Source organism: Alphaproteobacteria bacterium, assembly GCA_024244705.1.
Lineage (GTDB): Bacteria > Pseudomonadota > Alphaproteobacteria > JAAEOK01 > JAAEOK01 > JAAEOK01.
Genome location: JAAEOK010000001.1, coordinates 85238 through 108153 on the forward strand (window position 1 = coordinate 85238; position 22916 = coordinate 108153).

The following is a 22916-nucleotide window of genomic DNA, read 5'->3' on the forward strand; positions in this document are numbered from 1 at the left end:
CAAAGCGGCGCCGGCGAGCGATTCGTCGCACCTCGGTGCAAAACCAACACCCGCGGACGCGGCTCAACCGTCCGCCGCCACCGTGGTCGGCGCGGCGATCCCCTCGGTGACGATCTCGATCAGCGCCCGCGTCACCGCGACCGTCCCGTCGGGTCCGCCGAACTCGACGGGCAGGAAACGGCCATTCGCGAAACCGGACTGGACCGCCTCGTCGAGCAATCGTGCCGCGTCGGACAGGTTTTCGATGCCGTGGCGGTCACCGAGATGATCGAGCATCAGGCCGCCCGACAGGATCGCCGCCATCGGGTTGGCGGTGCCCTGCCCGGCGATGTCGGGGGCGCTGCCGTGAGCGGGCTGGAACAGGGCGTGCCGATCGCCGATTTCGGCGCATGCCGCCATCCCCATGCCGCCGACCAGGCCGCCGGCGAGATCGGACAGAATGTCGCCGAACATGTTCTCCGTCACCAAGACGTCGAAGTCCCACGGCCGGCGGATGAAATCCAGCGCTTGGGCGTCGACATAGCTGTAGCCGGTGGCGATTTCGGGAAAACGCGCCGCGCGCTCGTCGAAAATCTTGCGAAAGAAGGCAAAGGCGCGAAAGACATTGGCCTTGTCGACGCAGGTCACCAACGCCTTGCCGCCGCGCGTCTTGCGGCGTTCGGCGAGGCGAAACGCGAAGTCGAACAGCTTCTCCGAGGTCTCGCGGGTGATCAACAGGGTCTCGCGCGCCTCGCGGTCGTCGATGACCTGGCCCCGTCCCTGGGTATGAAACAGGCCCTCGGTCGACTCGCGCAGGATCACCATGTCGATTTCCCCGGCGCGTTCGTCGCGGAGCCGGCGCGGCGTATTGGGATAGGCCGTGACCGGCCGGACCCCGGCATAGAGCCCAAACACCTCGCGAAACATCAGGTGGGGCATGATTTCGGTCCCGTCGGCGTGGCGGATCTCGGGGTCGCCCATGGCGCCGAGCAGGATGGCCTCGGCGCGGCCCGCCTCGGCCACCGTCTCGTCGGCGATGTCGGTCCCGGTTTCGCGATAGTAGCGGGCGCCGGCGTCGAGATGGTCGAACGACAGCCGGAACCCGCCGACCCGCCGCTGTAACGCCTCGAGAACGGCGATACAGGCGTCGACGACCTCGGCGCCGATACCGTCGCCGCGAAAAACCGCGATACGCAATTCGGGACCTGAAGCCAAGGTGTCGAACCGTTTCCTGTGACCGCCGTTACCGAAATACCGTGACGGCAGCCATTATCGGGCGCCGCCGCTCGAACACCAGCGGCGAGTGAGTATACGCGGACACATTGACCCTAGCCGTCCCGAGGGACGGCGGGTCGAAATCGAGGGCGTCGGAGACACGCGACCTGCGAAGGCTAACGCGGTATGATGGCCATCCTGCCGCATGGGGATCTGCCCGCCAAACAACCGAACGGAGAAGCCGAGATGTCGAGGTTTGATGAGATTCGCGATCTGGTTATGAGCCTGGAAGCCGATTTCGATGCCTTCTACGAGAAAGGCAACAAGGCGGCCGGTCGCCGTGTCCGCAAAGGCATGCAGCAGATTAAGAAAATGGCGCAGGATATCCGCGTCGATGTCCAGGCGCGGGTCAACCAATAGGCGCTTCGCCGCCACGCCCGTGACGTCCGGGGAGGGCCGCCGGAGCTTTCCCCGTTGAGACTTGATTGGCGGGACGACGCGGACCGAATGCGCGAGGACTAGTTGCCGGGCTCGTCGAGGGATAGTTGGCCCGTCGCGGCGAGGTCGACCGCGACCGGGGTCAGGCGCCGGCCTTCGCAGGGTCCGGCGACGCAATAGCCGTCGTCGATACGAAAGCGGGCGCCGTGGGTCGAGCACAGGATCAATGATTGGTCGGCGGTGAGGAAGCGGTCGGGCAGGGTCTCGAGCGGCGTCCCGGTATGGGGGCAGGTGTTCTCATAGGCGTGCACCTCGCCGCCGCGCCGGATGACGAACACCTCCCACCGTTCGGTGCCGGCGCCAAAGGTGAAGCCGCGGCCGCCCGGATCGGGGATATCGTCGATGTGGCAGAGCGGCGTCCCGATCGGGGCCCGGGTCACGGCTTGGTCGCCGCCATGGCGCAGATGAGTTTCCACTCGGCCGGCCCCACCGGCACCACGGACAGGCGCGATTGGCGCACCAGGGCGAGGTCCGACAGCCGCGGCTCGTCCTTGATCTGTTTCAGCGTGACCGGTTTATTGACCGGCTTGACCGCCTTGACGTCGACCATGCCGAAGCGGCCGCTGGCGTCGGTCGGGTCGGGGTAGTACTCCCTGACCACCTCGACGATGCCGACGATCTGTTTGGCGTCGACCGAGTGGTAGAAAAAGCCGCGGTCGCCGATCTTCATCGCCTTCATGTTGTTGGCCGCCTGGTAATTGCGGACGCCGTCCCACTCCGCCGACCCGGCTTCGACCTGGTCGTCCCAGGACCACGCGCCGGGCTCCGACTTGAACAACCAATAGGCCATGCTCACTCCACCGGCAGGACTTTTTTCCAGTGCCGTATCGACACCCGCTCGAACAGGCCGGCCAGGGCATAGGGGTCGTTGGCGGCGAACGCCTCGGCCGAACTGCGGTCGGGAAACTGGAGGATCAACAGGCTGCCGGTCATGCCGTCGCCCGATTCGCTGATGTAGGGACCGGCGGCCATCAACTGGTCGCCGTGGTCGCGCAGATAGGCGAGGTGGGCGTCCCGGTTCTGCGCCCGGATGTGGCCACTGTCGGGCTTGTCGATACAAGAAATGGCAAAAAGCATCGTCGTGTCCCCCGATCGATCCGGCCCCCTTCACGGCCGCGATCGACGATCAGCCTAGCGCATTATCCGTCGCGGTGGAACGGGGGCCGCTCGCGTTTTCTACGCGGCGTGGGCGGCCCGGCGCGCGGCAGGAGTCACGGTTTGAATCCGAATTCCCAAGATCGGCCGGAAGCGGTCGTTAGCCAGGGTTCCCGTGATGTCCACCGTGAGATCGCAAACCGGACATCCGCGCAAAACACGGATTAGGTCCGGTTATGACGCCGCTTCCCGTTTCTCCCCCTCGATTGACGACGACGGGGCGGCGCGAGAACCCCGAAATACCTTGCCAAAAGGTCCTCCCGACACCATCTATCTATTTGTGAAGGCTATTTATCAGACTTAGCGGACCTCGTTTGGCCTCGCCGAGTCCAAGAACGACTCTCCTAAACTCTGGGAAGGCTATCACCCCACCGAAGCAAGGTGCTTCGGGGGAAATATTATTATGGGAATACTGAAACATGACGACTGGAACTGTAAAATTCTTCAATTCAGCCCGGGGATTCGGCTTTATCTCGCCGGATGACGGAACAAAGGACGTTTTCGTACATATCTCCGCGGTCGAGCGCGCCGGCCTCGACAACCTGGCCGAAGGGGCGAAAGTGAGCTTCGAGACCGACCAGGATGAGCGAGGCCCGAAGGCGGTTAATCTTCAAACGGCCTAACCTGCGGTTGGAAAAGGCCGCCCGGTCCGGGCGGCCTGACCGGTCACGATTGGCCGATTCAACCTCACACGGAGGATGAGTCCTGAAAGAGGAACTGTTGGAGTTCTCTGGTACGGTTGTCGAGAAGCTACCGAACGCGATGTTCAGAGTCAGGCTCGAAAACGACCACGAGATCATTGCGCAGCCCAAAGGAAAGATGCGGAAGTTTCGCATCCGCGTCATGGTTGGCGACCAAGTCGACGTCGAAATGACGCCCTACGACCTGACCAAGGGCCGCATCATCTTCCGTCACAAGTAGTCAGCGTGGGCCTTCGCCCGCAGCCGGGCGCCTCAAATCTCGCCTACCGTTGCCGGGACCTGCGGCTTGATCCGCAGGCGCACGTCCGGATCGACGCTGAAGACGGTGGTATCGGGCACCTGCAGCCAGTGTTCGCTGGCAATCGGTTCGGAGGCAATCCCGACGGCGCGATAGGTCTGTTTGGTAGCTTGCTCGTGCCACACGGGGTTTCAGCTGTTGGCTAGAAGCGGCCGTATTATCGTTTACCTGCCAATGCCCGCTTTTGGGTTCAGAAGCGGACAATTGCGCTTAGCTCATTCGACGTTTCCTCTGGGTCGATTGCGTCCTCAAAATCTCAATCGCAGGCGCTACCGCCGCCGAGATTACGCACCCAGCCCCTCGCCGCGGAAGGGACGGGCGAGGAGGGCGCGGATGACGTCGGCGATATCCGCCCCGTGGTGGAGGATGGCGTTGACCGCGGCGACGATCGGCATGTCGACGTCGACCCGGCGCGCCAGGGCGTCGACCGATGCCGCCGAGGCGACGCCCTCGGCGACCGATTTGCGGCCGGCCAGCACGTCGTCGAGCGACGTGCCCCGGCCGAGCTCGATACCGAGCGTCATGTTGCGCGACTGCATGCCGTTGCAGGTCAGCGTCAGGTCGCCCAGCCCCGACAACCCCATCAGGGTCTCGGCGCGGCCGCCCTTGGCGATGCCCAGCCGCACCATCTCGGCCAAGCCGCGGGTGATCAGCGCGGCCCGCGCGTTATCGCCGAGCTCGCGCCCGGCGACGATGCCGCAGCCGATCGCCAGCACGTTCTTTACCGCGCCGCCGATCTGGGTGCCGACGATGTCGTCGGTGTGGTAGGGGCGGAAACGGGGCGTGCCGAGGGCCTCGATCAGGGCCCGACCGAGGGTCGTGTCCTCGGCGGCGAGGGTCACCGCCGTCGGCAAGCCCGCGGCGACCTCGGCGGCGAATGTCGGCCCCGATAGGATCGCGATGCGGGCGCCCGGCATGGCCTCGGCGGCGGCCTCGCTCATCAGCGCGCAGCTGTTTTTCTCGATGCCCTTGGCGCAGATGACGACCGGTGTGCCGGCGGGCAGGACCGGGCGCATTTCCAGGGCCACGGCGCGCAGGAACTGCGCCGGGGTGGCCAGCAAGACGCACTCGGTCCGGGCCAGCACGCGGCCGAGATCGGTGCTCGCCGCGACCGAGGAATCGATTTTGACATCGGGCAGATAGACGGCGTTGACGTGATCGCCGTTGATCGCGGCCACGACCTCGGGCTCGCGGGCCCACAGCATGACTTCGCGGTCGGGCCGCGCGGCGACGCCGGCCAATGCCGTACCCCACGCCCCGCCGCCGATGATCGATACGCGCTTCATGACTTCCGGTCCCCTCTCTGTCGCCGCATAATAGGGCGCGGCCACAGACAAGGCCAATCCCGGACTGGCGAGAGATGCCTTATTCGACAAAACCTGTCCGCGTCGCCCCGGTGAAAGTCCGCGCTTCGGGCGCGGCAATTCTGAGCGCGTGGCTCATCGCCGTCGCGGTGCCCGTCGCCGCGGCACCGTTCGAACTGGCGGACATCGCCGGTGGCGCGTTCATCCAGGGCGACGCCGACGGCGATACCAACGAGGCCCCCAAAGCGGTCACCGTGGCGCCGTTTCGGATCATGGTTTACGAGGTGACCAACCGCGATTTCGCCGCTTTTGCCGCCGCCACCGGCCACCTCACCGACGCCGAGCGGCGCGGCGCCGGTTACGTCTGGACCGACCGTTGGCGGCTGGTCGAGGGGGCGGCGTGGCGCCGACCGCATGGCCCCGGCAGCACCATCGCGGGGGGCGACGATCATCCGGTGCTTCAGGTGTCGGCGCGCGATGCGGCGGCGTTCTGTGCCCATTACGGCCTGCGCCTGCCGAGCGACGCGGAATGGGAGTTCGCCGCCCGTGGCGACGACGGCCGGCGCTATCCGTGGGGCATGGAGCCGCCGGACCAGCCGAGCGCGCGCGCGAATTTCGGCACCGTCGGGTGCTGCGCCAGCGACGACGGCGACGGCTTTGCGCGCACGGCGCCGGTCGGGCATTACCCGGCCGGACGGTCGCCGTTCGGCCTCTACGACATGGCCGGCAATGTCTGGGAATGGACCAGCAGCGCGTTCCCGGGCCGGCCCGGGAATGTGGCGCTCCGCGGCGGCGGTTGGGGCAACAACCCCTATTGCCTCCGCGTCAGCTACCGCCACCCGAACCCGCCCGATATCGGTCTCGACATGGTCGGGTTCCGCTGCGCCGGCCCGCCATCGGCCGCCGCCGACTAGGTCGGTCGGCGCAATCCGTGCTGTGTGGACGCCAAGAACAAGCGCCGTCGCGCCCGACTACTCGAACAGGTTCGGATTCTTCGATCCGGTACAGAAACTGTCCTCGGGCATGCGATCGCAGTACCAATTGCCGGTGTCCTGCTTCGGCGAGCATGCGCCGAGCAGCGCCACCACACCCAGGATAATCAGTATGCGTACGATCATGGTGTGTCCCCTCCCCGTCATTGCGGTTGGTTTCGTTTGAACCGCATATCCTGCGCGAGTTTCGAGACGAAATCAACGCGCGCAGGAGGTCCCGTTTCAGCGCGATGCGCCCGGGCTTTGGCCGAGCGGCCAGCGCGGCCGCGCGGCGGCATCGAAGGGATCGCTGAGACCGAGCCGCAAACGCTCGATCCCGGCCCACGCGATCATCGCCGCGTTATCGGTGCACATCGCCGGCGGCGGGGCGACCAGGGCGAGCCCGTGGGCCTCGGCGACCCCCTTCAGGCGGGCGCGGAGATAAGCGTTGGCGGCGACCCCGCCGGCGACGACCAGGGTGTCGCCGGCCGGTACTTCCTCGCGATACCGCGTGATCGCATTGCGCGCGCGGTCGGCCACGGTATCGGCGACCGCGGCCTGGAAACTGGCGCACAGATCGGCCCGGTCGCGGGTGTCGAGCGGGCCGGGGGGCAAGGCGGCGACCGCGTGATGGACCGCGGTCTTGAGCCCGGAAAAGGAAAAGTCGCAGCCCGGCCGCCCGGCCAGCGGTCGCGGCAGGGCGAAACGCGCGGCATCGCCACCCTTTGCCGCCGCCTCGACGGCGGGTCCGCCGGGATAGTCGAGGCCGACCATCTTGGCCACCTTGTCGAACGCCTCGCCGGCGGCATCGTCGATGGTGGTGCCGAGGCGCTGGTAGTCGCCGACGCCTTCGACGACGACGAATTGGCAATGACCGCCGGAGACCAGGAGCAGCAGGTAGGGAAAGGCGACGTCGTCGGTAAGCCGCACGGTCAGGGCATGGCCCTCGAGGTGATTGACGGCGGCGAAGGGCAAGTCGTGCACGGCGGCGATGGCTTTGGCCGTCATCAATCCGACCATGACACCGCCGATCAATCCGGGGCCGGCGGTGGCGGCGATGCCGTCGAGATCGGCGAAACCGAGCTCCGCCGCCGCCATGGTGTCGCGGATCAGCGAATCGAGATGGTCGAGATGGCTGCGCGCGGCGATTTCCGGCACCACGCCGCCATAGGGCCGATGTTCGTCGAGCTGCGACAGGATGCGTTCGGCCAGGATGCGCCGGTCGTCGCCGACCACCGCCGCCGCCGTCTCGTCGCAACTGGTCTCGATACCGAGCACGATCATGGCCCCGATATAGGCCGCCTGGTCGCGGGCCGCCAGCCCGATTCCCCTTTGCGCGCCGATAGCGCACGCGGTACAGGTTCGGGATGACGGCGACACCTGCAATCCGCATCGGCACCAGGGGCAGCCAATTGGCGCTGGTTCAGACTGAACAAGTCCGCGCCGCGCTGGCCGCGGCCCATCCCGAGCTCGCCGCCGAAGGCGCGATCGAAATCGAAATCATCCGCACCACCGGCGACCGCGTCACCGATCGCCCGCTGGCGGAAATCGGCGGTAAGGGCTTGTTCGCCAAGGAGATCGAAGCGGCACTCCTCGATCGGCGGATCGACCTCGCCGTGCATTCGATGAAGGACGTCGAGACCTGGCTGCCCGACGGTTTGGCCATCACCGTCATGTTGCCGCGCGAAGATCCGCGCGATGCCTTGATCTCCAAGCAGGCGCGCACCATCGACGATCTGCCGCGCGGGGCGGTCGTCGGCACCGCGTCGCTGCGCCGCCGGGCCCAGCTGTTGGCGCGGCGGCCGGACCTCGATATCGTGCTGATTCGCGGCAATGTGCCGACCCGCCTCGAAAAGCTGGAACGCGGCGACGTCGACGCCACCATCCTGGCCCTCGCCGGTTTGCAGCGGCTCGGTCTCGCCGACGCGCCGGCGGCGGTGCTGGCGCCGGAAGAAATGCTGCCCGCGGTCGGCCAGGGTGCGATCGGCATCGAGCATCGCGTCGGCGATGCCCGCATCGACGACTTGGTCGCGGTCATCGGCGACGCCGAGGCCCTCCTCCGGGTGACGGCGGAGCGCGCCATGCTGGCGGTGCTCGACGGATCGTGCCGGACGCCGATCGCCGGGCTCGCCGAATGCGACGGCGACACGCTTCGACTCGGCGGCCTGATCGCGCGGCCCGACGGCAGCGCCGTCTACCGGGCGGCGGCGAGCGGTCCGGCGGGCGATCCCGAGGGTTTGGGCCGCGATGTGGCCGACCGCCTGCTGGCGCAATCGGGCGCCGATTTTCTGACCGGTATGGCGTGAACCGATGCGGATCCTGATCACCCGGCCCGAGATCGACGCCGCGCCCGTGGCCGAGGCGCTGGCGGCCAAGGGCGTCGAAACGCTGATCGAGCCGATGTTGCGGGTCGAGGCGGTGGCCGGCGCTGAAATCGACCTATCCGGTGCCCAGGCGCTGGTCTTCACCAGCGCCAACGGCGTTCGGGCCTGCGCCCGGCTGACGCCGGAACGGGCGCTGCCCGTCTACGCCGTCGGTGACGCCACCGCGCGGTGCGCGCGCGATGCCGGGTTCAGCGAGATCCATAGCGCCGGCGGCGATGTCGCGACCTTGGCGGACCTGATCCGGGACCGGGTGAGCCCCGACGGCGGCGTCCTGGTTCATGTCGCGGGCAGCGCCGTCGCCGGCGATCTGGCGGCGATGCTCGGCGCCGACGGTTACCGGGTCGAACGCCAAGTGGTCTACCGCACCACCGCCGCGACGGCGTTTTCCGATGCCGCGCGCGACGCCATCGCCGATGGCGCCGTGGACGGCGTGTTATTTTTCTCTCCCCGCTCGGCCAAGACCTTTGATAGTCTCTTGGATCATGGGGATTTCACCGCGCCGTATCGGTGCCTTCGGGCCTATTGTCTCAGCGCCGCCGTCGCGGCGGAAGTCGGCGGTCGCCCGTGGGCCGGGATCTCGGTTGCCCGGGAGCCGACCCAGGCGGCGCTGCTGGATTTGCTCGAACCGGCCACGGCCGGCGTTCGTGGAGACGATACGATGACCGACGACACTGAATCCGGCGCCCCCGACGGCGCCGAGTCGGCGACCCAGCGCATCATCGCGGGCTTTGGCGGCGACCGATCGATGGCGGCCAAGCTCGGGGTCGCGGCGGCGACGATACGGGGCTGGCAGGACCGGGATCGGATTCCGCCCGCCCGCCGCGCCGAGATCGAGGAGGCCGCGCGCAGTCACGGCATCGAGATCGATGCGGCCGACCTCGACGCCATGAGCGGAGACGCTGCGTCGGATCCCGCCCCGGCCGATAGCCCAGAGACCGATAGCCCAGAGGCCGATAGTCCAGAGGCCGATAGCCCGGAGGCCGATAGTGAAGAGGCCGCGGCCGCCGGCGACGCGACGGAAATCGCGGGGCCCGAGGCAGAGGTCATGCCGCCGCCGTCGCCGCGCGCCAAGAGCCGCCGCGGCGGGATGTGGCTGATGGCGGCGATTATCGTTATCGCCGTGGCGGTCGCCGTGGTCGCCGACCGTGCTGGCCTGTTCGAACCGGAACCGGCGCGGACGGCGATCAGCTCCGGCGCGGAGGGCGGATCGACCGCCGCCACGACGACGCCGATTGCCGGCGCGACGTCGACCGCCGATGCGAGCGAGCCGAGCCCCGCCGATCTGCAGGTCGCCCAGGCCGACACCGATCCGACCCCGGCCGAGGGCACGGCGACGGCCGAGTCTGCGACGGCGGACGATGCGTCCGACGATAATGCGTCCGAAAGCGCGGAGTCCGCCGCCACGACATCCGCCGACACGGCAACCACCGACACAACCACCACCGACACGACCACCACCGACACGACATCCGACGAGCCGGCGATGGCGGAAGCCGAGACCGCGAAGCCCGACCAAGCCGAAGCCGTCGAAGCGGCGGCGGACGATACCCCGGCCGAGGCCGAATCGGAGGCCGATGACAGCGCCGATGCCACGCCCGCGGAACCGCCGATGGCCGAGCCGGAAGCGGCAGCGTCGGGCGCCACCGACGGCGCTGCGGACGACGCCCAATCGTCGGAACCGGCAACCGAGGGTGACGACGGCGTGGCGGCGCGGATCGACGCGCTCCAGGACAAAATCACCGAGCTCGAACAGCGGCCGCAACCTTCGCTGGCGCCGCTCGAGCAGAAGCTCGATGACCTCGAACAGCAGGTGGCGGCGTTGCGCAAGGAGATCGGCAATCTGGCCGGCGCCACCGGCACCGTGACGCCGGCGGCCGACATCCGCCTGATGTTCGACGGCTCGCGCCTGCGCCGGGCGGTCGAGTCCGGGCAGTCCTATGACACAGAATTGACGGCCGTCGAGCAGGCGCTGGGCCGGCCCGACGATCTGGCGGCGGACTTCGCCACCCTGGCCGCCCACGCGGCGAGCGGCGTGCCGAGCAAGGGCCTGATAAGCGCGGATTTCGGCGCCGTCGCCGCGACGATACTCGACGCGCCCGAAGATTCCTCGTCGAAGGATTGGGTCGAGGCGGTACTGGTCCGGCTGCAGACCATCGTCACCGTGCGCCGCATCGACGGCCCGCCCGAGGCCGACAACCCGGGCGCCGTCGTGGTCGCGACGCGCGAAGCGCTGGCCGCCGGCGACCTGTCGCGCGCGATCGCTACCCTTTCGGTGCTCGAACCGCTGGGCATCGCCGGGGTTTCGTCATGGCTCGATCGGGCGCGTACGCGCGTCGCCGTCGACGACGCCATCGACGCGGTCGAGGATGCCGTCGCGGCGACGGTGGACGGTACGGGCACGGCGACGCAATGATCCGCGCCTTCATTTTCCTGGTCCTGCTGGCCGCGGTCGCCGCCGCGGCGATCTGGTTTGCCGATCAGCCGGGCGCGGTGTCGATCGCCTGGCAGGGCTATCAGATCGATACTTCGGTCGCGGTGCTGGCGGTCGCGGTGGCGATCGTCGCCCTGGTCGTCGCCCTGGTCTATCGGTTCTGGCGCTTTCTGGTTCGCGGCCCCAAGGTTCTGAAGCAGCGCCACCACGACCGCCGCCGCCGCCGCGGCTACGAGGCGTTGACCAAGGGCATGGTCGCCGTCGCCGCCGGCGACGCGGCGGAAGCGCAGCGCCAATCCCACCGCGCCGAGGTGCTGCTCAACGAGCCGCCGCTGACCCTCCTGCTGTCGGCCCAGGCGGCGCAACTGGCCGGCGACGCGACCGCGGCGCGGCGCTATTTCGATGCCATGCTCGAGCGCCCGGAGATGGAGTTCCTCGGCCTGCGCGGCCTGCTCAACGAAGCCAAACGCGACGGTGATATCGATTCCGCGCTGGCCGCCGCGCGCCGCGCCTATCAGTTGCGCCCGCGCGCCGAATGGGTGCTGACCAGCCTGTTCGATCTCGAGGTCCGCGCCGGCGAGTGGGACCGCGCCGAACAGGTGCTGCGCGAGTGCGGACGGCGCCATGTCTACAAGGACGCCGAGCTCGCCCGCCGCCGCGCCATCGTCCTCTACGAACAGGGCCGCGCGCGCGCCGGTGGCGACGGCGACAAGTTGCTGCGCAAGGCGCGCGACGCCGACCGCGCCTTCCTCCCCGCCGCCCTCGCCCTCGCCGAGCGCGAGATCGCCGCCGGCCGCGACCGCCAGGCGTCGCGTGTCATCGAGGACAGCTGGCGCGTGCTGCCGACCGCCGAAGCCGGCGCGCTCTACCTCAAGGCGGGCGGCGACGGCGACCCCTTGAAACAGCTCAAGCGCATCGAGAAGCTGGCCGCCACCAACCCCGACCATGCCGAAAGCCATCTGGCGCTGGCCCGCGCGGCGATGGCGGCCAAGCTGTGGGGCCAGGCGCGGTCGCACCTGTCGAAGGCGGCGGAGACTGCGCCGACGGTCTCGGCGTTCCGGCTCCTCGCCGAACTCGAGGAAGCGGAGCACGGCGATAGCGAGAAGGCGCGCTATTGGCTCGCCCGGGCCGCCGATGCGGTCGGCGATCCGGCCTGGATCTGCGACCATTGCGGCACCGTGGCGGGCGGCTGGCAGGCGCTGTGCGGCCATTGCGAGAGCTTCGATTCGCTGCACTGGCGGAGCCCGGCGCGGATGGCGGCGATTTCCGCCGGCCCGCCGCCCAAGGCGCTGCCGGTTCCGACCCCGCCGGCGGCGGCCGGCGGCGATGGCGCCGGCGATGGTGAGGACGCGTCCGGTGACGACAGCGATGGTGACGGTGTCGCGGTCGACGATGGCGCCGAGGCCGAGGTTCGTCCCGCGGCCGACGACGACCAGGCCGACCAAAGGCCCGCTTCGGCCTGAGATAACCGCGGCATTCTCCAGCGCCGGCGGCGGACCGGCGATTCCGTTGACGGCGCCTGGGCCCGCGCGTAAGGTGCGCGCCGCCTCACCGGGGCCGCCTTAGCTCAGTTGGTAGAGCATCGCATTCGTAATGCGGGGGTCGTCAGTTCGAGTCTGACAGGCGGCACCATTCTGAGGCGGTCCGTTCCGGACACTTGGGCGACAATTTCGGCGACCCGACCCGTCGTCGCCCGTCCCCGCCTACCTTCGCGCGAAGACCTTGCGCAGCGCCGTGCCGATTGTCGTCAGGAAATCTTCCAGCACCCGCTCGCGACGGGCACCCTGCGGCGTGGTCAGGAAGAACCGCCGGCATAGGAGGATGACGACCAGGGTCAGCGCCCACGACAGCACGACGTCGCTGGCAAAGTGGGCGCCGAACATCACCCGGCTGAGCGAGATCGGCACGGCGATGGCCAGCGCCACCACGATTGCCGCCGCGCGCCACGCCGGCGGCACGACGAAGGCAAAGGCGATCAGCCAGAAGGTCGCCGCCCCTTCGCCCGAGGTGAACGAGCAATTGTAGGAGCAATGATCGACCGGAACCCAGGCCGGCGAGAACGGCAGGTCGCCACCGAAGGCGTCGATGTCGCGCGGCCGCGCCCGGCCCCAAATCTCCTTGAGGGCGTGGACCAGGAGAATCGGCCCGAGCAGCAGGCTCGACAGCAGGAAGGCGGGAATCCGCAGCGGCAGCAGCGCCGGCTTGTCCGGCAGGGCCGCCTTGAGCACGAAGACCACAAACAGGCCGGCGGCGATGATATAGAGGACCCAGCGATAGACGGCGCGCATGTCGTCCAGGACCTGCCATCTCTCCCACTGGCCGTTGCCGTGGTAGAACAGGCCGCTGACGGCGAAATCGACCGCGGGGAACAGCAAGAAGAACAGCGACAGGACGATCAGTGCGCCGAGGGCGAGGCGCAGCGGGGCCCGGCGGCAGCGGTCGCCGAGCGACCTCCTTACCGGCATCGGCGGGGGCGAGTCCGGCGGCACGGCGTTATCGGTCCTGCCGGGGGCGGGAAATGCGGCGGGGGCGATGGGTTGCGCGGGTCGGCAAGACGATTCCGATGATTCAGCGGCAGTTCAAAGGCGGCGCAAGGAATAGCAGCCGTGCCGGGCGCCAGCAACCGCCTCAGGCCGGCCGCCGGCGGCGATCCCGGGTCGGTGCCGATCCCGCCGATCGCGGCGGCTACAGCGAGAATCGAACGCCAAATCCGCCCTTGAGGCCGGCAAGGAGGCCGCGTAGCCTCATCACTCGGAGATGCCGGCCGGTCCTTGCTCAATACAGACGGGGACGTCGTTGTTCGATGTACGGTAAGCCAGAAATGGGCAGAAGGTGTCGAAGGCTCGGTGCGGCCGCCGTGGTGTCGCGGCCGGGCGCCATAGCACACGCGGCGCTCCGGCTCTGTGCCGTTGCCGTGGCGTGCCTTCTTGGCGCCGCCGCGCCGCGGGCCGAGACCGGCGCCGCCGCGACCCTGGAACTCATTCCTTCGACCATCGCGACGGCCACCGCCGTCGAGACCGAGGACATCGGTGCGCGGCTGCGCCTGCGCGCGCCGGCCGGCGCGACGCTCGGCGACATTCGATTGTCGAGCTTTTCCAACGACGGCATCGCAGTCACCGTGGAAGGCGGCGCCGCGGCCGCCGAGCTCGCGTCCCTGGCCGCCGATGACGAGCATCTGTGGATTCTGCAATTGAAACCGACGCGGCCGTTGGCCAAGGCCGCCCACGTCGTTTTCGAGGTCGTGATGAACGAGCATCGGCAGGGCAAGTCGCCGATCCGCCGCTACCTCTATGCCACGTTGCAGATCGATGCCCCGCCGGCGACCGCGGTCGCCTCGCTGGTCGCCATCGAAATCAAGGGCGACGACACGGTGCTGTCGCGCGAGCGCCCGGGCACGATCTACGTGGTACTGAAGAACCAGCGCGCGCGCGACCTGCAGGTCACGGAGATGCGCTGGTTCAAGCCCGATTTCGTCGATCTGTGGCCGGACCGCGCCGACTGCCCAAGGGACCCGCCGCCCGCCGCCGCCGCGCCGCGCACCCTGGCGGCGCACGGTTCCATCGTCGTGCCGGTCCTGGTCTGTCCGCGGGAGCAGGTGGTCCCCGGCAAATACACCCTGTTGGCGACGGCCCATGTCGCCGCGGATGGCGTCACCCTCGGCGCGCTCAACGCGAGCCAGGCGATCGAGATCGGCGTGCTCGGCGAATCCGAGTTGTTGAACCTTCTCGGCGTGCCCTCGCTGCTCTTACTGCCGGGCTTCCTCCTTCTCATCACGTGGCGGATTCTACAGGCGGTCCGCCCGTCCGATGGGGCCGGCGAATTCTTCCTGAAGCCGACGGAAGCCGATTTTTGGGCGGTCGCCATCGCCCTGTCGCTCGGTTTCGCCTTCGCCTATCCGTGGCTGACCTGGCTGCTGCTGCCCGGTGGCGAACGCAACTACTTGATTTCCTACGGCCTGCGCGACCTGGTCTACGTCTACAGCGCGGCCATCGTTCTCGGCATCCTGACCTTCGGGCTGTGGCGTCTGCAGGCCGCCATACGGGCCAAACTGGCCGCCGCCGAACTCGCCCGCACGGTGCCGGTCGCCGGCGACGGCGAGGTCGACATTGTTCAGAAACTGGCCGCCGCCGGCGGCGCGATCGACCTCCCGCTGGCGCATCTGAAGAATACCGCGGCAGATCAGGCGCTCTTCATCCTGTCGCCGTGGTCGAGCGCCGAGACGCTGTGGCTGGCGCCGCCCATGCGGATCACGATCAAGGATCGCTTCGACAAGCCCGAGGACCAGCGTGACGCCTACAACGCGCTCGAACGCATCACCACGGACGGCGACGTGGATGCCGCCGCGGCGCAATCCATCCTGAGCGACGGCCTGGCCCGCGGGTGGTGGAATGTGGCGTGGTCGACGGTCGGCGCGGTCAACGGCCCGGTGCAGAAAAAGCCCGACGACATCGAACGTCTGAACCGGCGCCGCCGACTGGTCGAGGAAAGCCCCTAAAAAGGAGAGGCGCCGGCGGGTAACCCCAACCGGCGCCTCGTCGACGGAGATCGTCGCTTCTGCCTACCGCTTCACACGAGTGCTACCATCTTCAGTTTTTCAAGTGCTCTCGCTCAACCCAATCCTGGGCCGGATACAGCGCTCAGTAGGACATCGAGTCGATACTATGATACGAATCATGGCGTTCGAACGCAATAACGCCATGCCGAAACTTAACAATATTCGCCTCTCATTTGTCTGGGTCGACACCATCCCGGGCCTCCTCGACGGCGCGGCACCGGCGGCGGAGCTGGCCTGGCTCGGCCGCCGCGGCGACTTCGTTTACGAGTTCGACCGCCGCCAGCAGCCCTATCCGATCGGGGACGCGCTCGACATGCCCTGGCGTCCGCCGGACAGCGGACGCGGGTTCTGGCGGCACTATTTCGAGGACAAGCGCCCCGCCGCCGTCAACGGCAATCAAGCGTGGAAGAACCTGGCGCCGCTGCGCGAAGACGTGAGCCGGTCTTCCCCGGATGGGGAGGCCTTCACCGAGATGCGGGTCTCGGCCTTGTATTTCCCCCACGGCATGGCGCTGGTGCTGACCCTGAACCTGCGCGATCTCGCGCTCGACCTGATGGCGGCGACGAAACGCGCCATGACGCTGCGTCATGATCAGGTGCTGACGCTCGCCGACGAGCCGGGTAAGCGCTACTCCCTCGACGTGCTCGGCAACACGATCCGGGACCGCCTGCGCGGCACGCATTTCGCCGGTCTCGCGTCGCATGCCGGGCGCGATCAGCCGTTCAGCGTCGTGACCGTCCTCGAAGCCGCCGATGTCGACCCGTTGGCCGCCGTCGTCGACGGCGACGAAACCCACCGCGCGCTCGAGGCGATGACCGGCTGGAACCCGCATTTCGAGGCGGTCGATCTGGCCAACGCGCCGATCGCGAAGGCGCGAGTCGAAAGGCGGACAAGCAAGGGCCTCGACAGCGATCTCTTCTATGCCCGCAAATCCGGCGTCGCGATCTGGCTGCCGCGCGAGCTCGACCGCGGACCGAAGGGCCGTACGGCGCTGTCCTGCTTTCACAACAACCTGTTGCATGGCACCGTACAGACGCGGAGTCTGGCCGAATTCGTTCACTGGACCCGGCGCGAGGCGGCGAAGGGGGTCGCCCTCAGCAACGCCGTCACCAAGCGTGTCCAGCGCGCGGAGACGCTGATCGCCATGATCAAGGCCGGCAAGTATGTGACCTACCGCTCACGCTGCCTGGCCCTGCAGATCGCGCAGGCCCTGCCTGACGGCTGACCACGGCGAGAATGCCCGCCGGTCGCGCACGCCGCGGCGTGTCGAATCAGGAATGTGTGCCGCTAGGCTGCGTCCTTCTGGGCGTAGAGTACGACGCCGAGATAGCCACTGTGGTTGGTGTATTTGACGTAGGTGCGGACCATGCCGTGGCGCTGCAGGATGGCGAACAGCCGGTTGAGGCTGTAGGCGTTCCTCTCCATCGGCGGGTCGAGGAACGGCTTGCCCTTGATCAAATTGAGGCAGTTGGGGGCCAGCGGCAACCCGCGCAGTGGCGAAAGCGCCTGCTTGAACCAATCCTCGCGGGCATAGGTGAAATGAACGACGGCGACGCCACCGGCCACGAGCCGGTCGAGCAAGCGGTCGAAGATGTGCTCACCGCGGCGCACCGGGATGTGCTGGAAGACGATGTAGGAGTGGATGAAATCATAGCCGCCATCGACCGCCGACAAGTCGTCGTCGGAGCGGATCAAGGTCACGTTGGCAAGGCCGCGGTCGTCGCAATTCGCGGCCGCCTCGTCGAGCATCGCCGGCGAGACGTCGACGCCGGTGCAGCTATCGCTGGCCTCGGCGATGGGGATCAGGATGCGTCCGACGCCGCAGCCGAAATCGAGACTGGCGCGGGGCCGGAAGCCGGCATCGAGATGGTGGTGGATATCGTCGACGATTTGGGTGAAATGGCGCGCGCCGGTGGCGAAGAAATCGCCGCGCGCGTCGTCGTCCAGGGCACCGCGATAACGCTCGTTGGCCAACACGCCGTAATAGGCGTCGCGGCGTCCCCACTTCTCCCACATTTTGTCCGTATCGTAGAACATCGCCCGATTTCCGCTGTCTTGTGGTCGCCATCCCGTCGGCGGCAGGATCGCCGATCAAGGTTAACAAGAGGTGGACGGGGGCCTCGGTGCGGACCTTGCCAGGCCCCGGCAGTCGGGGGACAATGCCGGCGATGAAACGACTCCTCGCCGCGCTGCTGATCATCTCCGCCGCCGGTACCGCCGGTGCCGCCGCGCCGACAGCGCTTGACTGGCGCGCCGTGCCGCTGCCCGCGCTCGATGGCGGTGACCTGCCGCCGGCGCTGTTCGAGGGTAAGGTGGTGCTGCTCGTCAACACCGCCTCGTTCTGCGGCTACACCCATCAATACGGCGGCCTGCGCGATATCTGGCAGCGCTACCGCGACCGCGGCCTGGTCGTCCTCGGCGTGCCGTCGAACGATTTCGGCGCCCAGGAGCCGGGGTCGAGCGGTGAGATCAAACAGTTCTGCGAACTGACCTACGGCATCGACTTCCCGATGCTCGACAAGCAGCGGGTCAAAGGCGCCAAGCGTCACCCGCTCTATGAATGGGCGGCCGGCGAAACCGGCCCGGCGGGTGAGCCGCGGTGGAATTTCCACAAGATCCTGATCGACCGCGACGGGCGGCTGGCGGGTTGGTTCCCGACCGCGACCGAGCCCACCGCGCCTGCTGTCATCGCCGTGATCGAGGCCGCGTTGGGGGCGGATTAGTCACTAACGGCCCAGTCCAACAGTTCTCCCCAGGCAGGGTTCGGCGAGTAGACATTGACGAGATCGCGCGGCGACGGCATTGGGACTGCTATTCCGAGCCGCCGGCGCGAGGTCTTTCGACCAGCGACTTTCGCAGGGCCGCCTCGGTCTCGCTCCTCAATTTCGCGACCCGGTCACGAAGACGCGAGCGCGCCGCGTCAATTCCGCCTCGGAGCAGCGTGATACACTGATCGATTTCGGCGTCACCGGCGGGACCGCTCGCGGAATCTATGCTGATCAGGAACTTATCCGAGCCGACCTGTCGAAAATGCTCGGGTCCCTTGTCCTCGTAAAAGATATGAACCGCGGGCGTGCCCGCGACATGGGCCAAAATCGTGGAATGCAGTCGCACGCCGATCACGAATTCGAAACCCGAGAAAATCGAAAGCAATTCATGTGGAGTCAGGTCCGCATCGACCATGGCACACCGGATGCGCGGGCTCAGCAAGGCACGGACCGAGTCGAGGAGAAAGATATCGTCCTCCCAATATTCCGGCTGTGCACGGTACATGGGCACCAGGGCGACCTGATGAATGCCGGATTCGGCAAGTTTGTTTAGCGACTTCGCCAAGTTCTCGACCAGGCACTTCATGCGCCCACTCAGCTCCGCTTTCTTGCGCCGGCGCCGGACCTCGGTCGGGAGCCAGCCACCCTTTTGATGAAACCATCGCCGAAGGTTGACGCCAATGATCGGGGCGGAGACATCGAGGCCTTTTTCGGTCAGATATTTCGTGCCGAAATCCGGATTTGGCGCCGGTAGCAACAGCGCCGCGTCCGCGGCTTGAATGACATGCCGTGGCGAGACACGCGCCACATTTTCGAGAAACGAGCCGGCGCGTCGCTCGCGAACCACGGAGCAATCGACCAACGATAGAATTTTCCGAGTCAGCGCTTTGCCAATGCCGCTGCGAACGGGTCCCGCGCCTTGGCAGGCGAGAACCAAGTGCGAGCCGTATCGCTTCAACAACCATAGCCGCACGAGCAAGAGCGCGAGCTTGGCCGTGCTCCCGGAATCCTGAAGGTCGACGCCGCCACCCCAAAATACCGGCGCCTTACGGCGCAGTAATGCCCGCTCCGCTGCCGAAATGGTGTAACCGCGCAGCGACGAGGGCGCCACTGTGACGATATCCGCGATGTCTTTGAAATGATCCGGGTAATAGGTGGAGACAAAGACCGTATCCACGATATCCTGGCGTGCGAGTCCACACACCAGGCCCATTTGGCTGGCCATGTCGCCCCTGTTTGCCCGAACCGGGCGCGCCACAAACACAGATGTCGGAACGACATTCATAAGCTTGTCACCGTCGCGGTTCGGGCGATCGCCTTCTCGTATTGGGTCAGATAGCGATCGGTGACCGACGACCAGGAAAATTCCCCAATGACTCGCGATCGGGCGCGCGCGCCAATTTCTTCGAGGGTCGCGTCTTCCATGGAAATCAACGTCTCGAGCCGGGATGCGATCGAACCCGGCGACAGGCGGTCGAGATAGACGGCGTTGTCGCCAAGCACTTCTTTGTTGGCTGGAATTGGGCTGGCCAGCACCACCATTCCGGCGAGTTGGGCCTCGAGCAGATTGATCGGGAAGTTTTCGTTATCGCTCGGAAAGACGAAAAAAAGACAGCGTTCATACAATCGCCGCCACTCGGCCGAACCGTTCTCAAGCCAGCCGTGGAACTGGATCTTGTGTTGCGGGCAGGCGGTGGCCATCGCTTTGAGCGCGTCGAGTTCGGGCCCGTCGCCGACAATATGAACGGTTTGCGGAAGGTCCAACTTCTGCAGCGCCTCGAGGAACGAATGGTAGTTCTTGCGCCGGACGAGGCGCGAGCAAATAAGGAAAGATCGTTGCTTCTCGGTGGCGGCAAAAGTCTCCGCATCTATGCCATTCGGGATCACCGTTATCTGCTGGCTCGGCCGCTTGCTTTCAACGAGGTCGGCCAGCGACCGCGACGGTGTTACCAAAGCCGCCGCCCGTGACAACGTGCGCTGCCACACCGGTGCCATGACTCTGTGTGCCAGGCCGAAATTGTCCGGATTGTACCCGGGGACATCAGAGCCATGAGCGGTGATGACCAACGGCGCGTCGAAGCCCGACCCGATCAATCCATCGGGCAGGATCGCGTGGGCGTGGATGAGATCGCAGTTGTGCTCGGCGAGCAGTTTGCGCACAAGCGGCCGCGCGCGACGCAGGAACCGCAGCATTTCCAGCAGATAGCTGCTGTCCTGGTTCTTGCGGCCGCAACGAACCCGGTGAATGACGATTTTTCCTCGCGTTTCGACTGGCGGTAAGTCGCCGAAATGCATGGTCACGATCACGATATCGTGGCCGCGCTCGGCCAAATTGATTGCCAGGTTAAGCGCCACATGGCCGGCGCCCCCGCCGATCGGGGGAATTTCCCGCGTGATCACGAGAATATTCATGCGTCCTTGGACTTGTGCATTTCGATCTGTCGAGTTGGCCGAATGTATCTTGTCGGCAGCGGCATTTCCTTATTCATCCGGCGCAGTCCCTTGGTGCGCGGGCGGTGGCTGTCGGCCGAGCAAGATCATGGTTCCGATCCCGCCTTCAAGACAGATCAGGGCGATCAAGGAAAGGCGAATGGATATCGCGAGAACGATCGCCTCCGTTTCCGGCAGGCCAAACAGCATCAGGGCGCCGGCCCAAATCAAATCCCCCGTCCCCAGAGAAAGCGGTGCGTGAACCGGCAGCATCGACGCGACTAGAACGATCAAAGAGATCAGTAGGCAGTCGAGCGCGGCTAGCGGCACCTCGAAGGCAAATTGCAGTATCGTCGGAACGGCGATCGCAATTCCCCACAAGAGCATGGAAAGAATGCCGCAGGCTGCGATCCTCCGCGTGTTGTTGATCCGGTGGACGCCGTCCCGGAATGCGCGTGCGCGTTGGGCCAGCCACGATGTGTTGTCGTGGCCGAACGGCCCAAGGGCAGTCAGGCCATAAGCGAAGACCAGCCCGAGTCCCGCGAGAACGGCGGCGATCGCGAGAATTACGGGCGTTTCCTCCATTCCGACCTCGCGCAACATTTCCTGCCCGGCGATCAAGAGGACGGCGCCGAACCAGGCAAGTATGGCGAGAAGGTCAAACACGCGAACGACGATCCACGTCGGCGCGGCCTCGGCGATGCTCCCGGCGAAGCCATATTTCTTCAGCATGACCAAGGCCGCGACCTCGCCGATCTTGAACGGCAGCACCATGTTTACCAGGCGCCACTGGGCGAACACCCCGTAAAGCCGTATCAGGTTACCGCGAGATTCGAATAACACGGCAAATCGCAACGCTCGAACCAGGGTGGCGGAGAGGCTGAATGAGATGCCCAGGGCAAGGACCGCCCAGTCCACGCGCGCCCAGGCATTGCGGAAATCGGCGAGCGTAATTTGGCTGAGCAACCAGACCAGGATCGCAACGCCGACGACAAGTAACACCGCCGCGCGGCGCCATTTGCGCGCCGGCGCCCCGCCGGTATCGGATTCGTTTTGGCTATTCATCTATCGTCGCGGCCATCTCAAGGTGCCAACAGACGAGCCTTGGCGCCGGTTTGCCGGCGGTCGGTCATGGACCGCGTTCGGGGTCGGCATCGTCCTCGGTTCCGCGATCGGGAAGTTCAACTCGTTCGGCGCTCATGACTTCGCGGTCCTGATCCGAAACAAGCAGTCTCCGAAGGTTGACAATCATTTGAGCAAGCAGCCCAAAGAATAGGGTCTGGACGCCGAACAGGAAGGACCCCAGAACCAAATTGACATGCTCGATGGGCCGGTTCAGGCCGCCGGCCAGCCAAATGACGAACTCGACAGCGAAGACGATCGCCGCGATCGCGAGGAAGAACGCGCCGATCGGTGCGAAAACCTGCATCGGTCGGACGCTGGCCAGCATGGTCAGGATTTGGAGGCCGACCACGAACGGATAGCGGAGCGAAACGAATGAGGTTCCGGCGGCGCGCCGGTGAAAGGTGACCGGCGCCTGGGCAAACCGCATGCCTCGGTGGTAGGCGTCGAGCAGCAGCTGCTGAGTGTAGTTGTAGTCGCCGGGAAGGGAGAAATTTCTCAGGTAGGCGGAGTTGACCGCGAAGATTCCGGGTTGGCTGTCTTCGACCGGCCACCCGGTCAGCGTTCGCATGAGCCAGGAAAACGATTTGTTGCCGGCGCGGCGGATCAGCGGCATGCGGTAGGTGATGCCCTCGATCCGGCTGCCGTAGACGACATCGGCCGAATCTCCGAGGATCGGCGCGATCAGCGCCGGGATGTCGTTGGGGTCGTGCTGGCCGTCGGCGTCGAGCTTGACGACGATATCGGCACCCCGGTCCCGGGCGACGGTCAAGGCGGTCCGGACTGCCGCGCCGACCCCGCTTTGCCGCCGGTGCGAGACGACTTCGTCGGCGCCGGCGGCTTCCGCGGCGGCGCGGGTGTCGTCGATCGAGCCGTCGTCGACCACGACAATCGCGAGGGTGAGATTGTCAGCGGTCAATTTTTCGCCGACCGCGCGCACCGATCGAATCATCGGGCCAACGGTGTCGGCCTCGTTGAAGGCCGGCATCACGACAATCAGCCTTTTGCCCATTTTCACCAGCGTCCCCTTGAAGGTTGCGCTCTAGCCGGTCGATTTAGCAGATCACAGCCGATATGGTAAGCGTTGCCCCCTCGTCTTTGTCGT

23 protein-coding genes, 1 tRNA gene and 1 pseudogene are annotated in these 22916 nt (G+C 66.7%); 11 read left to right on the plus strand and 14 right to left on the minus strand.

The window, feature by feature from the left end; genetic code table 11:
• Nucleotides 1-63: 63 nt before the first annotated feature.
• The gene (locus GY791_00350; protein ID MCP4326877.1) at nt 64-1176 is read right to left on the minus strand and encodes an isocitrate/isopropylmalate dehydrogenase family protein; all 1113 of its coding nucleotides are present in this window, start codon (nt 1174-1176) and stop codon (nt 64-66) included.
• 264 nt (nt 1177-1440) lie between these two features.
• Here GY791_00350 and GY791_00355 point away from each other — a divergent pair, with 264 nt between their 5' ends.
• Entirely contained in the window at nt 1441-1614 is a 174-nt protein-coding gene (locus GY791_00355) for a histone H1 (protein ID MCP4326878.1), read from the plus strand.
• Nucleotides 1615-1712: 98 nt separating this feature from the next.
• On the opposite strand, the gene GY791_00360 is transcribed toward GY791_00355, so the two are convergent.
• Genes GY791_00360 through GY791_00370 form a run of 3 tightly spaced genes read right to left on the minus strand, consistent with a single transcriptional unit; the run spans nt 1713 to nt 2769 of the window.
• Entirely contained in the window at nt 1713-2057 is a 345-nt protein-coding gene (locus GY791_00360; GenBank protein MCP4326879.1) for a Rieske (2Fe-2S) protein, read from the minus strand.
• Nucleotides 2058-2068: 11 nt separating this feature from the next.
• Nucleotides 2069-2482, minus strand: coding sequence for an EVE domain-containing protein (locus GY791_00365; protein ID MCP4326880.1), 414 nt, complete (start codon nt 2480-2482; stop codon nt 2069-2071).
• A 2-nt stretch (nt 2483-2484) separates the two neighbouring features.
• Nucleotides 2485-2769 carry a YciI family protein gene (locus GY791_00370; protein MCP4326881.1) on the minus strand — a complete coding sequence of 95 codons (285 nt, stop codon included), beginning with the start codon at nt 2767-2769 and terminating at the stop codon, nt 2485-2487.
• A 497-nt stretch (nt 2770-3266) separates the two neighbouring features.
• On the opposite strand from GY791_00370, the gene GY791_00375 reads away from it, so the two are divergent.
• Entirely contained in the window at nt 3267-3470 is a 204-nt protein-coding gene (locus tag GY791_00375; protein MCP4326882.1) for a cold-shock protein, read from the plus strand.
• Nucleotides 3471-3552: 82 nt separating this feature from the next.
• Entirely contained in the window at nt 3553-3768 is a 216-nt protein-coding gene (gene infA, locus GY791_00380; GenBank protein ID MCP4326883.1) for a translation initiation factor IF-1, read from the plus strand.
• A 32-nt stretch (nt 3769-3800) separates the two neighbouring features.
• Here the strand turns inward: infA and GY791_00385 are convergent, their stop codons facing one another.
• A complete protein-coding gene (locus GY791_00385) occupies nt 3801-3971 on the minus strand; it encodes a hypothetical protein (GenBank protein MCP4326884.1) in 171 nt (56 codons plus the stop codon).
• 159 nt (nt 3972-4130) lie between these two features.
• On the minus strand, nt 4131-5132 hold the full coding sequence (locus tag GY791_00390) for an NAD(P)-dependent glycerol-3-phosphate dehydrogenase (protein ID MCP4326885.1): 1002 nt from the start codon (nt 5130-5132) through the stop codon (nt 4131-4133).
• Nucleotides 5133-5206: 74 nt separating this feature from the next.
• On the opposite strand from GY791_00390, the gene GY791_00395 reads away from it, so the two are divergent.
• Nucleotides 5207-6064: a formylglycine-generating enzyme family protein gene (locus GY791_00395; protein MCP4326886.1), complete on the plus strand. Its 858-nt coding sequence runs from the start codon at nt 5207-5209 to the stop codon at nt 6062-6064.
• 57 nt (nt 6065-6121) lie between these two features.
• Here GY791_00395 and GY791_00400 read toward each other — a convergent pair whose 3' ends face one another.
• A complete protein-coding gene (locus GY791_00400) occupies nt 6122-6268 on the minus strand; it encodes a hypothetical protein (GenBank protein MCP4326887.1) in 147 nt (48 codons plus the stop codon).
• Nucleotides 6269-6364: 96 nt separating this feature from the next.
• Nucleotides 6365-7405 carry a tRNA (adenosine(37)-N6)-threonylcarbamoyltransferase complex transferase subunit TsaD gene (gene tsaD / locus GY791_00405; GenBank protein ID MCP4326888.1) on the minus strand — a complete coding sequence of 347 codons (1041 nt, stop codon included), beginning with the start codon at nt 7403-7405 and terminating at the stop codon, nt 6365-6367.
• Between the two features lie 83 nt (nt 7406-7488).
• On the opposite strand from tsaD, the gene hemC reads away from it, so the two are divergent.
• The 4 genes and pseudogenes from hemC (at nt 7489) to GY791_00425 (ending at nt 12568) form a co-directional block, all read left to right on the plus strand.
• The gene (gene hemC, locus GY791_00410; protein ID MCP4326889.1) at nt 7489-8427 is read left to right on the plus strand and encodes a hydroxymethylbilane synthase; all 939 of its coding nucleotides are present in this window, start codon (nt 7489-7491) and stop codon (nt 8425-8427) included.
• Between the two features lie 4 nt (nt 8428-8431).
• Nucleotides 8432-9130 (plus strand): annotated as a pseudogene (locus GY791_00415) (uroporphyrinogen-III synthase).
• Nucleotides 9131-10914: 1784 nt separating this feature from the next.
• Nucleotides 10915-12399: a heme biosynthesis protein HemY gene (locus GY791_00420; GenBank protein MCP4326890.1), complete on the plus strand. Its 1485-nt coding sequence runs from the start codon at nt 10915-10917 to the stop codon at nt 12397-12399.
• A gap of 93 nt (nt 12400-12492) precedes the next feature.
• Nucleotides 12493-12568: transfer RNA gene (locus tag GY791_00425), tRNA-Thr, on the plus strand.
• A gap of 71 nt (nt 12569-12639) precedes the next feature.
• On the opposite strand, the gene GY791_00430 is transcribed toward GY791_00425, so the two are convergent.
• Nucleotides 12640-13425 carry a phosphatase PAP2 family protein gene (locus tag GY791_00430; protein MCP4326891.1) on the minus strand — a complete coding sequence of 262 codons (786 nt, stop codon included), beginning with the start codon at nt 13423-13425 and terminating at the stop codon, nt 12640-12642.
• Nucleotides 13426-13757: 332 nt separating this feature from the next.
• Between GY791_00430 and GY791_00435 the strand changes: the two genes are divergently transcribed.
• Together GY791_00435 and GY791_00440 are read left to right on the plus strand one after the other, a co-directional pair.
• Nucleotides 13758-15431: a hypothetical protein gene (locus GY791_00435; protein MCP4326892.1), complete on the plus strand. Its 1674-nt coding sequence runs from the start codon at nt 13758-13760 to the stop codon at nt 15429-15431.
• Nucleotides 15432-15609: 178 nt separating this feature from the next.
• Nucleotides 15610-16716: a hypothetical protein gene (locus tag GY791_00440; protein MCP4326893.1), complete on the plus strand. Its 1107-nt coding sequence runs from the start codon at nt 15610-15612 to the stop codon at nt 16714-16716.
• 62 nt (nt 16717-16778) lie between these two features.
• Here the strand turns inward: GY791_00440 and GY791_00445 are convergent, their stop codons facing one another.
• Nucleotides 16779-17528: a class I SAM-dependent methyltransferase gene (locus tag GY791_00445; protein MCP4326894.1), complete on the minus strand. Its 750-nt coding sequence runs from the start codon at nt 17526-17528 to the stop codon at nt 16779-16781.
• 122 nt (nt 17529-17650) lie between these two features.
• Between GY791_00445 and GY791_00450 the strand changes: the two genes are divergently transcribed.
• Nucleotides 17651-18214: a glutathione peroxidase gene (locus GY791_00450; GenBank protein ID MCP4326895.1), complete on the plus strand. Its 564-nt coding sequence runs from the start codon at nt 17651-17653 to the stop codon at nt 18212-18214.
• Between the two features lie 88 nt (nt 18215-18302).
• Here GY791_00450 and GY791_00455 read toward each other — a convergent pair whose 3' ends face one another.
• The 4 genes from GY791_00455 to GY791_00470 form a co-directional block, all read right to left on the minus strand.
• Complete coding sequence (locus GY791_00455; protein ID MCP4326896.1) at nt 18303-19484, minus strand: hypothetical protein; 1182 nt, start codon at nt 19482-19484, stop codon at nt 18303-18305.
• A gap of 56 nt (nt 19485-19540) precedes the next feature.
• The gene (locus GY791_00460; GenBank protein MCP4326897.1) at nt 19541-20671 is read right to left on the minus strand and encodes a glycosyltransferase family 4 protein; all 1131 of its coding nucleotides are present in this window, start codon (nt 20669-20671) and stop codon (nt 19541-19543) included.
• 69 nt (nt 20672-20740) lie between these two features.
• Nucleotides 20741-21754, minus strand: coding sequence for a flippase-like domain-containing protein (locus GY791_00465; GenBank protein MCP4326898.1), 1014 nt, complete (start codon nt 21752-21754; stop codon nt 20741-20743).
• Between the two features lie 64 nt (nt 21755-21818).
• Nucleotides 21819-22829, minus strand: a complete 1011-nt coding sequence (locus GY791_00470; protein MCP4326899.1) for a glycosyltransferase family 2 protein — start codon at nt 22827-22829, stop codon at nt 21819-21821.
• Nucleotides 22830-22916 lie beyond the last annotated feature (87 nt).

Bases quoted from the DNA above. Each gene is read 5' to 3' on its own strand.
- GY791_00355 (MCP4326878.1), top strand. From the start codon at position 1,441: ATGTCGAGGTTTGATGAGATTCGCGATCTGGTTATGAGCCTGGAAGCC.
- GY791_00365 (MCP4326880.1), bottom strand. From the start codon at position 2,482: ATGGCCTATTGGTTGTTCAAGTCGGAGCCCGGCGCGTGGTCCTGGGAC.
- GY791_00370 (MCP4326881.1), bottom strand. From the start codon at position 2,769: ATGCTTTTTGCCATTTCTTGTATCGACAAGCCCGACAGTGGCCACATC.
- GY791_00375 (MCP4326882.1), top strand. From the start codon at position 3,267: ATGACGACTGGAACTGTAAAATTCTTCAATTCAGCCCGGGGATTCGGC.
- GY791_00390 (MCP4326885.1), bottom strand. From the start codon at position 5,132: ATGAAGCGCGTATCGATCATCGGCGGCGGGGCGTGGGGTACGGCATTG.
- GY791_00395 (MCP4326886.1), top strand. From the start codon at position 5,207: ATGCCTTATTCGACAAAACCTGTCCGCGTCGCCCCGGTGAAAGTCCGC.
- GY791_00400 (MCP4326887.1), bottom strand. From the start codon at position 6,268: ATGATCGTACGCATACTGATTATCCTGGGTGTGGTGGCGCTGCTCGGC.
- tsaD (MCP4326888.1), bottom strand. From the start codon at position 7,405: ATGATCGTGCTCGGTATCGAGACCAGTTGCGACGAGACGGCGGCGGCG.
- hemC (MCP4326889.1), top strand. From the start codon at position 7,489: ATGACGGCGACACCTGCAATCCGCATCGGCACCAGGGGCAGCCAATTG.
- GY791_00420 (MCP4326890.1), top strand. From the start codon at position 10,915: ATGATCCGCGCCTTCATTTTCCTGGTCCTGCTGGCCGCGGTCGCCGCC.
- GY791_00435 (MCP4326892.1), top strand. From the start codon at position 13,758: ATGGGCAGAAGGTGTCGAAGGCTCGGTGCGGCCGCCGTGGTGTCGCGG.
- GY791_00440 (MCP4326893.1), top strand. From the start codon at position 15,610: ATGGCGTTCGAACGCAATAACGCCATGCCGAAACTTAACAATATTCGC.
- GY791_00445 (MCP4326894.1), bottom strand. From the start codon at position 17,528: ATGTTCTACGATACGGACAAAATGTGGGAGAAGTGGGGACGCCGCGAC.
- GY791_00450 (MCP4326895.1), top strand. From the start codon at position 17,651: ATGCCGGCGATGAAACGACTCCTCGCCGCGCTGCTGATCATCTCCGCC.
- GY791_00455 (MCP4326896.1), bottom strand. From the start codon at position 19,484: ATGGCCAGCCAAATGGGCCTGGTGTGTGGACTCGCACGCCAGGATATC.
- GY791_00460 (MCP4326897.1), bottom strand. From the start codon at position 20,671: ATGAATATTCTCGTGATCACGCGGGAAATTCCCCCGATCGGCGGGGGC.
- GY791_00465 (MCP4326898.1), bottom strand. From the start codon at position 21,754: ATGAATAGCCAAAACGAATCCGATACCGGCGGGGCGCCGGCGCGCAAA.